8 protein-coding genes are annotated in these 10,135 nt (G+C 44.3%); all 8 read right to left on the bottom strand.

Annotated elements, in window-relative coordinates:
• Positions 1-850: 850 nt before the first annotated feature.
• Positions 851-1,249 (bottom strand): hypothetical protein, encoded by a 399-nt coding sequence (locus BC643_RS16230; protein WP_120274073.1) that lies wholly within the window; start codon positions 1,247-1,249, stop codon positions 851-853.
• Between the two features lie 42 nt (positions 1,250-1,291).
• Positions 1,292-2,425 (bottom strand): homocitrate synthase/isopropylmalate synthase family protein, encoded by a 1,134-nt coding sequence (locus BC643_RS16225; protein WP_120274072.1) that lies wholly within the window; start codon positions 2,423-2,425, stop codon positions 1,292-1,294.
• Positions 2,426-2,731, bottom strand: coding sequence for a (2Fe-2S) ferredoxin domain-containing protein (locus BC643_RS16220; RefSeq protein ID WP_120274071.1), 306 nt, complete (start codon positions 2,729-2,731; stop codon positions 2,426-2,428).
• Positions 2,732-2,843: 112 nt separating this feature from the next.
• On the bottom strand, positions 2,844-4,103 hold the full coding sequence (gene nifB, locus BC643_RS16215; protein ID WP_120274070.1) for a nitrogenase cofactor biosynthesis protein NifB: 1,260 nt from the start codon (positions 4,101-4,103) through the stop codon (positions 2,844-2,846).
• A 31-nt stretch (positions 4,104-4,134) separates the two neighbouring features.
• Entirely contained in the window at positions 4,135-5,544 is a 1,410-nt protein-coding gene (locus tag BC643_RS16210; RefSeq protein WP_120274069.1) for a nitrogenase component 1, read from the bottom strand.
• An 84-nt stretch (positions 5,545-5,628) separates the two neighbouring features.
• Positions 5,629-6,957: a nitrogenase iron-molybdenum cofactor biosynthesis protein NifE gene (gene nifE / locus BC643_RS16205; RefSeq protein ID WP_120274068.1), complete on the bottom strand. Its 1,329-nt coding sequence runs from the start codon at positions 6,955-6,957 to the stop codon at positions 5,629-5,631.
• Between the two features lie 137 nt (positions 6,958-7,094).
• Positions 7,095-8,477 carry a nitrogenase molybdenum-iron protein subunit beta gene (nifK, locus tag BC643_RS16200; protein ID WP_120274067.1) on the bottom strand — a complete coding sequence of 461 codons (1,383 nt, stop codon included), beginning with the start codon at positions 8,475-8,477 and terminating at the stop codon, positions 7,095-7,097.
• Between the two features lie 15 nt (positions 8,478-8,492).
• Positions 8,493-10,130: a nitrogenase molybdenum-iron protein alpha chain gene (nifD, locus tag BC643_RS16195; protein ID WP_120274066.1), complete on the bottom strand. Its 1,638-nt coding sequence runs from the start codon at positions 10,128-10,130 to the stop codon at positions 8,493-8,495.
• Between the last annotated feature and the right edge of the window lie 5 nt (positions 10,131-10,135).

The following is a 10,135-nucleotide window of genomic DNA, read 5'->3' as shown; positions in this document are numbered from 1 at the left end:
GGCCTCCCGCTAGCGTTCATCCTGAGCCAGGATCAAACTCTTCGTTGTAAATAAAATTGTTATAATCTTGTCTAGCTCTTATTCAGGAATCTTACTTGCTTGAACTTGTAAGTCTAAATTCGTTTCAATCACAAATCTACCTTATCTTTCTACCTTCTCAATTTTTTCAATGAACTCTTTTGTATTCTTTGCTATCCTCAAAAGTTAATCTCTTAACTCCGGATTTTTGGGACGCTTTTTCTCTTACGTGCTTTCGCTTTTGTAAGGTTTCAATTGTCTCCATCATTTTTGCAAAGAACGTTTTTTTCGTTTTGCGGCTGCAAAGTAAAAGGCTTTTTTTTGATTCTCCAAATTCTTTTTCAAAAATTTTTCAAGTTTCTTAAAACCTCTCAAACCCTCACAGAACGCGGCTTTCAGATCTTCTTGGCTTGTGGCCCCGTGTCTCTCAAAGCGGGTGCAAATATAGAGACTATTTTCTGCTTTGCAACACCCACAGCAATCTTTTTTTAATCCCTTTTCACACCTAAACACCCAACTCGCTGATAACCCTCCCCTTAAAGCCAGAAAAATTTTTGAGAGTTTTTGGCAGGTTATTCTGAGATGTTCCCAAAACGCCTTTCGAAATATACTGAAAGTAGCTTCGGGCAATTTTGAAACCCTTGTGTCAGATTTCGAAAATCTCATTTTCCCGCTGAATTGCGTCGAAAAAAGAAAGCTTCTCAAACAAAAAAAGGTATTCGGGAACGCGAACTGCGCCCCGAATACCGTCAATTATACTATTTCGATGTCTGAAGCGAACACAACAAACATCTACTTGTCCGCTGAAACTGCGAACTAAAACGATCTCAAATTAATTAGCCTCGCAAGGTTTTTCGAGCAGAGCCTCAGTCCAGCCTTTTACATTTGCTGTAAAATCGACCATCCGTTGGATGTCTTCATCCGTCGGTTCTTTCATCTCCATCACCTCGAGCGAGCACATATTCATAAAGCGATTGAAGAAACGAGACTCCGTGGTAAATTCCTCCGGTACGTCATATTTCTTCTTCAATTCGCGCAGCATACTCGACACACTGGAATGCTCAGGTAAATAACCATCTTTCATAATAGCAGCTGTCAATAAGCTTTCCAGCGCCATTCCAATCATGTTATAATAAACTGCATTCCCAAATTTTCTACCTTTTTTTATTCCGCCAACCGTTGCGTTATAATAAGAAACACCTTCATTAAAATATGCGCTCCATTCTTCCATTACATGCTATTTTTAAGTGTTAATCTTCAATGTCGTTTTAAATTATTTCGAATCGTTGATTGCAGCATTCATAATCATAGCTGCTTCCTCGTAATCGAGAGCCCGTTTTGCCCGGCGTGCGGCATCTTTCATTTTTACCATTGCATCGGCCAACTGTTCTTTGGCCAAGAAAATCCCCTTGGACTTCAGGAAGTGATTCAGACCTCCGCTGCCTGAATGTTTTCCGATGACCAATTCAGTTTTTCGACCGAACAATTCGGGGTTGAATGCCTGGTAACTCATTTCGTCTTTTACCAAGCTACGGCAATGGATGCCCGACTCGTGGCGACAAATCATTTCGCCGACGATTGGTTTTGAATCGTGAATTTTTCGCAACGAAGCAGCTTCAACAGCACGACACAGCTCTTGTAAGCGATCCAACCGGATGCCACAATCACTATTCGCCGAAACTTTCATTGCGGCGGCAACTTCTTCCAAACAGGCATTTCCGGCACGTTCGCCCAAGCCGTTTACGGTTAAGCTGGCCGATTGGCATCCAGCCAATGCTGCCGAAACCGTGTTTGCAGTTGCCATTCCTAGATCGTTATGCCCGTGAAATTCGAATTCAACACCCGGAAACAAGCCGGTCAACCAGGAAAAGAATTCCATTGTCGACAACGGGTTCAATGTTCCTACTGTATCTGCGATTCGAATTCGATGAGCTCCTTCAGCCAAACAAGCTTCAATAAATTCTTTCAGAAAAGTCCGATCTGCCCTCGAAGCATCTTGTGCTCCAACGGCCACAAAGTCGAAACGTTGGTGAGCAAATGCCATCATCGGTTTTACCCGATCCATCACCCAAGAGCGGCTTTTGCCAATGGCCGCCTGTTGGATATCGGAAACCGGAAACGAGATGTTCATTCGGGAACACCCGGTTTTTTCAGTTGCAACCATATCTTCTTCGGTTGCTCTCCCCCAGCAAGTGGATGAGAAATTAAAACCGGCATTAACAATTTCCCGAATAACCAACTGCTCACACTCCCCCATAATTGGCGTACCAACTTCCAGCTCCTTAACACCCGCATCGTTCAACAAAGCGGCAATCTTCAGTTTCTCATCAAAACTGAAAACAACTCCGGGGGCTTGTTCGCCGTCCCGGAGTGTTGTATCAATTATATGGAGAGATTTAGCAGTCATTTATTCGCTAATCAAATATTCTTCTACAGCTTCTCCTTCTTCCAAAGCGTCCAAAATCTCGTCGATTTTTTCCTCTGTAATTTCGCCGTACCACAGGTTATTCGGTTGAATAACCATGACTGGTCCTTGAGAACAAACATTCAAACAGGCAGTAGAAGAAACAGCCACGTCTAATCCGCGGTCAGCGCATTCTTCCATTATATATTGAATGAAATCGGCAGCACCGTTTTTGTTACAATAGCCTTTAGCGTCGCCGGCAACCCGATACGAGTTGCAAACTAAAATGTGATAATCAGGTTTTTTCATTGTGTGTTATTATTAATGGTTATTGATCTTTCGTACTAAAAAACCCCTCCCCGAAGGGAGGGATCTCGATTGTATTCGGTTATGAACAATAAAAATATGGTCTCTTTTAGCATCAACCGCATCCGGTTCCTTTACCGGAACATTCGGCTCCGCAACGGAAAACATCTGCTTTTTTGATTGTTTTCAAGGATTTGCCTTTGAACATAGCATCCAATCCGTCGTCGATCAAACCGGTCATCTCAACAATCTTGATACCTGTACGGCCAATGATTGCTGAAGGTGATGGCCCAATTCCGCCAACCAACAGGGCGCGACAGTCAGATAACGATTCGCCCAAAGCTTGCCAGCGATGATTACCGGTGCCTGACGGCGGCGTGCGACGTTGCTCCACCATGCGATAACCTTGCGATGTTTCTTTATATATATATAGTGTATCGGCTTCGCCCAAGTGTTGGTTCACCAACAAACCTTCGTGACTGGCAACAGCAACATACGGACGCGTTTCGTCGGCAGTCACAGTCATGTTCGCGATGTCGTTCAACAGTTTCGCTGCTTCCGGATCGTCTTTCCCCAACAAACCAACAGCATCCGCACGACAGCGAGCACAATGCGTCATTGGTTTAATGTGTTTGGCGATATCCGCGCGAATCACTTTCATCATAGCCGCACTAGGTTCAGTCAAATTTTCGAATGGTGTGCCTTCAACCGGATACAATGGAATGGTATTCATCAGGTCGGCTCCCAGTTCTTTGGCTGTTTTAGCGATATCACCAACCAAGTGATCGTTGATACCCGGAATGACGATTGTATTTATTTTGACAGTAATGTCGTACATCTTCAGAAGCTTAATTGCTTCCAGCTGCTTCTCCAGCAGAACTTTCGCCCCCTCGGCACCAACAAAACCACGTTTTTCCAAACGAACCCATTTGTAAACATCTTTGGTTACCTCGGGATCGAACGCGTTGATAGTGATGGTCACGTGGCTAACTTTCAGTTCGGCCAACTCATCAACATAAGGCGCTACATTCAACCCGTTTGATGACAAACACAGGATCATTTCCGGGAATTCTTTGCGGATCAAACGCAAAGTTGTCATTGTTTCAACCGGGTTAGCGAACGGGTCACCAGGTCCTGCGATACCTACAACTGAAAGGTGAGGCATTTTTTCTTTCAACTTCACTAAGTAAGTCAACGCTTGTTCCGGCGACAATACTTTACTTGTTACACCTGGGCGACTTTCGTTTACACAGTCGTAGTCGCGTTTGCAATAGTTGCATTGAATGTTACATTTTGGTGCAACCGGCAAGTGCACACGGGCATATTTTCCTTTAGCGTCTATGCTAAAACACGGATGTTTTTCAATATCAATCATAGCTCTGAATTTTTAAAGGGCATCTGCCCGGTTACATATATTTATAGCCGACCGGCGAATGGTCTTGTTTATACTGAATCATGGCGTTGACAACCTGGTCGAACAAGTCCTGTGTACCTGCGTAGCCCAGGTGCTTGATGCGCTGTCCGCCAATTCGGTCATGAATCGGGAATCCGCAACGAACGATTGGAACGTCCAGTTCGCGTGCGATATAATAGGCTTTGCTGTTTCCAACAAAAAGGTCTGGTTTGTTATCAATGCACCACTCGCGGATTTTTTCGTAGTCGAACATGTTCTTGGCCAGAATTTGCTCTCCGCGTTCGGGGCAGTTGGCTTTAATTTCGTCGGCCAGGCGTCCGCTTTCTCCTCCGGTTGCTGCCAAGATCACTTCGATACCAATTTCATCCAGGAAGGTTGTCATGGCTACTACGAAATCCTCTTCGCCATAAACCACTGCTTTCTTTCCGAAAATGTATTTGTGACCATCGGCGTACGAGTCGATCAGGCGACCACGTTCCGTCATGTAGCGCAGTGGCATTTCTTTACCGCTGATTTCCTCCAGTGCCTTTACAAAGCGGTCGGTGTTTTTCACCCCGATAGGCAACGGCATCCGGTAGTTTTTCACCCCAAATTCGTTTTCGAGGTAGTTGGCACCGGTAGAAGATAATCTGCTGTTTTTAACGCGGCCCGAGAGAGCACCATAATTCAGGATGGTACCAAATTCGATAGAAGCCGCTGCTGATCCGCAGGTTTCGATGGCGCTAACCGGGGTTCCTCCTTCGGGAATACGCTTGTAGCTTTCCCAAATCGGGTTGTCCAGTGTTTCCGAGTAATCAGGCAACATCACAAACTGGAATCCAAAATCGCTCAGCAAATATTTCAGCTGACGTAAATCTTCGGTTGATACAAAACCGGGGAATATATTAATATGTGTTCCTTTGTCGCCTCCTTTTGCAAACGCTTTCACCGCTGATGACACCGCTTCGTGGAAACCATCCATGTGCGATCCCTGGTAGCTGGGTGTAGATGCAGTTACAAAACGAGGAAGATCTTTCAGTTGGCTGTCTTTTTGAAAATCGTGGATGTACATTTTTACATCATCACCAATTGTTTCGGAAAGACAGGTTGTGGTCATCGCTACAACTTCCGGTTTGTACTGGCCAATTACGTTGGTAATAGCTGCGTGACAGTTTGCTGCACCACCGAAAATAGTGGCCTCTTCTGTGAAGTTTGAGGAAGCAATGTCTACCGGTTCTTTAAAGTGACTGATAAGGTAGCGACGAATGTAGGTTGAACAGCCTTGGGATCCGTGAATAATTGGGACGCATCCCCGAATTCCTTTGAAAGCGACACTGGCACCAAGCGGAGCACAGAGTTTACACGCATTTCGGGTGGCTGTGAATTCCTTTGTAGATTTTATTATAGGAGCATTTTCAAACATGTTCTTCAAGTTTTAAATTTCCAATATTCGAGTATCTGAAATCGAATTCCGTCAAATAGAATCCGGGTAGATCGTCCCGATGTGTTATTTCATGAATTGCCAAACCGGGCTGCAAACGGAGGCGTAAACCTCTTTTGCGAAGTTGAGCATGCCCTCATATCCCGCGAGAGCTTCTTTCCGTTCGTGGTTGTGGTCGCAAAAACCTAATCCCAATTTGTAAGCGATTGGTCTTTCTTTCACACCACCGATGAACAGGTCTGCTCCGGTTTGTTTCACAAATTCAGAGAGTTCGTTCGGATTGGAGTCATCCACAATGATGGTTCCATCGTCACACATTTCTTTCAGTAGATTGTAATCATCAACGTTTCCTGTTTGGGAGCCAACCACAACAGTTTTCATTCCGATCAAACGAAGTGCTTTCACCAATGAAATTGCTTTAAAGGCCCCTCCTACATAAATCGCTGCTTTCTTGCCTTCCAGCTTCTGACGATATTGTGCCAATGCAGGCAGCAATACACTAAGTTCTTCTTTTACCAGCGTCCGTGCTTTCTCCATCATTTCATCCGATTTGAAGAATTTAGCCACTTCGTAAAGCGCATCACTCATATCTTCAATACCGAAATAGGATACTTTCATGAACGGAATACCGTATTTTTCTTTCATCTCTTTTGCCAAGCCAATCATTGAGCCCGAGCATTGAACGATGTTCAGGTGTGCTTTGTGTGCCTTGCGGATATCGTCGATACGACCATCACCAGTCATGGCACCAACCAGGTTTACACCCATTTTTTTATAGTATTCAGCCAACATCCAGAGTTCGCCAGCCAAGTTGAAATCTCCGAGAATGTTGATACTATATTCCGGTGCTTCGTAAGTTGTATCGGTACCGATTAACTTGGCTAAAGCACCACAGGCAATTTTATACCCGTCTTTCTTTGTTCCATTAAATCCTTCTGACATTACCGGGATTACATCGATGCCGGTTTCGCGCGTCACCCGCCGACACACTGCCTCAACATCATCGCCAATCACCCCAACAATACAGGTAGCATAAACAAAAGCGCCTTTCGGCTTGTAGGTTTCAATCAAACTGATCAAAGCTTTGTACAGGCGTTCTTCACCGCCGAATACCACTTCTTTTTCTTTTAAATCAGTTGTAAAACTTAATCTGTGGATTTGCGGTCCTGATGACAAGGCTCCACGAATATCCCAGGTATAGGCTGCACATCCAACCGGACCGTGAATAAGGTGAAGCGCATCTGCGATGGGGTAAAGTACCACGCGCGATCCGCAAAACACGCAAGCCCGTTGACTGACCGAACCGGCCACACTGGCTTTCCCGCAAGCTATTGTTGCATCATCTTTTCCTTTTGTAAGGATCTGATTTTTTCTATCATTAATAAATGCATCCATAATCTTTTGTTTTAATTAAATGAAAGGGAGGCTGCGGGTTGCCTCCCCTCACATTTTGACATTATGAAGAACATATTCTGAAGGGATGTCTCCCTGAATCCTTCGATTGGCTGAAGAGAAGGATATATTTTTCGAAATTACATCTGCAATTCCACTTTTTCTTCCGGACAGGTTCTATCGATTTTATCCATGATTGCACTCAGGATTAACTCCAGGATGCGGATACCACCCATATAACCAACTGTTGGGAAGTAGCTGTGACCTACACGGTCAAGGATTGGGAATCCCATGCGAACGAAAGGAGTATCTTCGTCGCGAGCGATGTATTTTCCGTATGTGTTACCAATGATCAGGTCAACGCCTTGTTCTTTAATCCATTGGTGCATCAGGAACATATCAGCTTGAGGTCCGTTCAGGAATTTAGCTTCAGGAACTCTTTCAGAAAGAATAGCTTCTGCTTTTTTCGTGAAAGCTTTACCTGGAGTACCAGATACGATGTATACAGGCTTCATGTCGATGTCAACCAGGAATTCAACCAATGGCAGGATGTTATCAGGATCACCGAAAATAGCTACACGTTTTCCGTAAAGGTATTGGTGCATGTCTGTGATAACGTCAACCAAACGACCACGTTCTGCTGTGATTTCTTCAGGAACAGATACTTTTCCGGCAGTAGCCATCGCTTGAATGAAGCGGTCTGTTGCACGAAGACCTACTGGTATGTCAACCACTTCGAATGGAACTTTGCATTTGTTGTCCAAAGCAACAGCTGCTTTTTTGCTTCCCCATTCACCCATGGCGATTGTTTTCATACTGTCGCCCATGCTTACCATTTCGGCGATAGTAGTACCACCTTTAGGATACATGGTGTATGAACCAGTCATTGGAGTATCCAAAACGTCTGAAGTGTCAGGCAATAAAACTGATTTGATTTTCATCATGCCTGCCAATCTTTTCAGCTCGCGCATATCTGATGGTTCAACCCATCCAGACAACATGTTTACTTGTCTTTTCTTTTCGTCAGTTTTTTCAGGGAAGTACTTACAGAAAGCTTCCAACATGTTGGCATAGCCTGTAACGTGTGATCCAACGTAACTTGGAGTCGCAGCCTGAACGATGTGTTTTCCTACAGGTACTTTACCGTCATCTGTTGCTTTTGCAACGATTTGACCAAGGTCGTCACCAATTGTTTCTGACAAACAAGTTGAGTGAACGGCTACGATTTCTGGATCGTAGATTTGGAAAATGTTATCGATAGCTGTCAGCAAGTTAGCTTGACCACCGAATACAGAAGCACCTTCAGTGAATGAAGAAGTTGAAGCCATTACTGGTTCTTTGTAGTGGCGAGTCAACGCACTTCTGTGGTAAGAACAACATCCTTGAGAACCGTGGCTGTGAGGTAAACAACCGTGAACACCAAGAGCTGCGTACATAGCACCAACCGGTTGGCAAGTTTTTGCCGGGTTGATCGTTAGCGCGTTGCGCATTTTTACTTTGTCTGTCGTATGTCGTAGTAACATGATATATCCTCCTTATTAAGCTTCAATGGTCATACTTCCAACGATCTCCGGTTCATTTTTCCATGGAGTATCAACCAGTTTCCAAATTTTTGTATCCAGCATACGTTGCATTTCTTTGTAGAAGTTAACAGCACCGTCAAAACAAGTGTAAGGGCCGCCAGCATCGTAGTTATGCAACTGTTTCAGAGGGACGCCGAATTTTTGTACCACATATTTTTCTTTAATACCGGCACAGAAAACGTCTGGCTGATAGAATTCGATTAGTTTTTCAGTTTCCCAGTGGTTCACGTCATCAATAACCAATGAATTCTTTTTCATTTGAGGCATCATACCTTCGTAGTCGGCGAATGCGTAACCTTTAGCTTCCAAATCAGCTTTCTTAGCAACCAAGTCTTCTCTCCAAAGAGCTGGGTTCTCAGTTTTAGTTACAGTCAATTCTTCGATGTTACGAGTATCAGCGTCGATTTTGATATTCGGGATTACTTTACGTCCTTCGTAGTCATCGCGGTGAGCGAACTCGTAACCTGCAGATACTACGCGGATTCCTAATTCTTCGAACAGATCCTGGTAGTGGTGAGCACGAGATCCACCTACGAACATCATCGCTAATTTGCCTTCTACTTTAGGTTTCACAGCCAAACGAACTGCTTCTACTTTTGCCATTTCGCGTTCAACGATAGCGTCAACTTTTGCAGTCAATTCTGCGTCGTCGAAGTATTCAGCGATCTTTTTCAATGATTTGGCAGCTGAAGTAGCACCTACAAAGTTTACTTTGATCCAAGGAATACCGTATTTCTCTTCCATCATCTCAGCGATGTAGTTGATTGAACGGTGACACATTACCATGTTCAAGTCGGCAGTGTGCGCATATTCCATGCTTTCGGTAGTTGAGTTACCTGAGAAAGTTGAGATCAGAGTGATTCCTGCTTCTTCGAACAGTCTTTCGATTTCGAAAGCATCACCACCGATGTTATATTCACCCAACAGGTTAACCTGGAATTTACCGATACGTTCTTTGTCGTTTTTACCTACCAAGTGAGAAAATACCTGGTTGTTTGCAATGTGGTGACCTGCAGACTGAGATACACCGCGGTAACCTTCGCAGCTGAAACCAAAGATGTTGATTCCTAATTCTGCTTTCATTTCGCGGGAAACAGCGTGAACGTCGTCACCGATCAAACCTACAGGACAAGTAGAGAAGACACCGATTGCACGAGGATGGAACAGTTCGAAAGCTTCGCGAATTGCTTCTTTCAATTTTACTTCACCACCGAATACGATGTTTTCGTCTTGCATATCAGTTGAGAAAGCATAAGGAATGAAGTTTCCTTCGCCTTCTGCCGGAGCAGTTTGGTTACGACGAGTTAACCATGCGTAGAAGCTACAACCGATTGGTCCGTGTACGATGTTAACGATGTCGCGTGTTGGTCCTAATACTACCCCTTTACATCCTGCGTAAGTACAACCGCGTTGTGTAATGATACCTGGGATAGTCCGAACGTTAGCCTGGATTTCCTGATCTTTTTCCGGATCGTTGATTACCATGGCTTTGTCGCGTTTTTTAGCGACTTTGCGCGGATACTTTGCGAGAATGTCTTCAATCAAAGGTGTTGGATCCGGCAGTCCGTTTGTATAATCTTTTTTCTTTACCATAACTT

Source organism: Mangrovibacterium diazotrophicum (genome assembly GCF_003610535.1).
In the GTDB taxonomy this organism is placed as follows: domain Bacteria; phylum Bacteroidota; class Bacteroidia; order Bacteroidales; family Prolixibacteraceae; genus Mangrovibacterium; species Mangrovibacterium diazotrophicum.
The sequence above is the reverse complement of the archived record's forward strand: the minus strand, read 5'-3'. Positions and strand labels throughout refer to the sequence as shown.

Bases quoted from the DNA above. Each gene is read 5' to 3' on its own strand.
- nifB (WP_120274070.1), bottom strand. From the start codon at position 4,103: ATGATTGATATTGAAAAACATCCGTGTTTTAGCATAGACGCTAAAGGA.
- BC643_RS16230 (WP_120274073.1), bottom strand. From the start codon at position 1,249: ATGGAAGAATGGAGCGCATATTTTAATGAAGGTGTTTCTTATTATAAC.
- nifD (WP_120274066.1), bottom strand. From the start codon at position 10,130: ATGGTAAAGAAAAAAGATTATACAAACGGACTGCCGGATCCAACACCT.
- BC643_RS16220 (WP_120274071.1), bottom strand. From the start codon at position 2,731: ATGAAAAAACCTGATTATCACATTTTAGTTTGCAACTCGTATCGGGTT.
- nifE (WP_120274068.1), bottom strand. From the start codon at position 6,957: ATGGATGCATTTATTAATGATAGAAAAAATCAGATCCTTACAAAAGGA.
- nifK (WP_120274067.1), bottom strand. From the start codon at position 8,477: ATGTTACTACGACATACGACAGACAAAGTAAAAATGCGCAACGCGCTA.
- BC643_RS16210 (WP_120274069.1), bottom strand. From the start codon at position 5,544: ATGTTTGAAAATGCTCCTATAATAAAATCTACAAAGGAATTCACAGCC.
- BC643_RS16225 (WP_120274072.1), bottom strand. From the start codon at position 2,425: ATGACTGCTAAATCTCTCCATATAATTGATACAACACTCCGGGACGGC.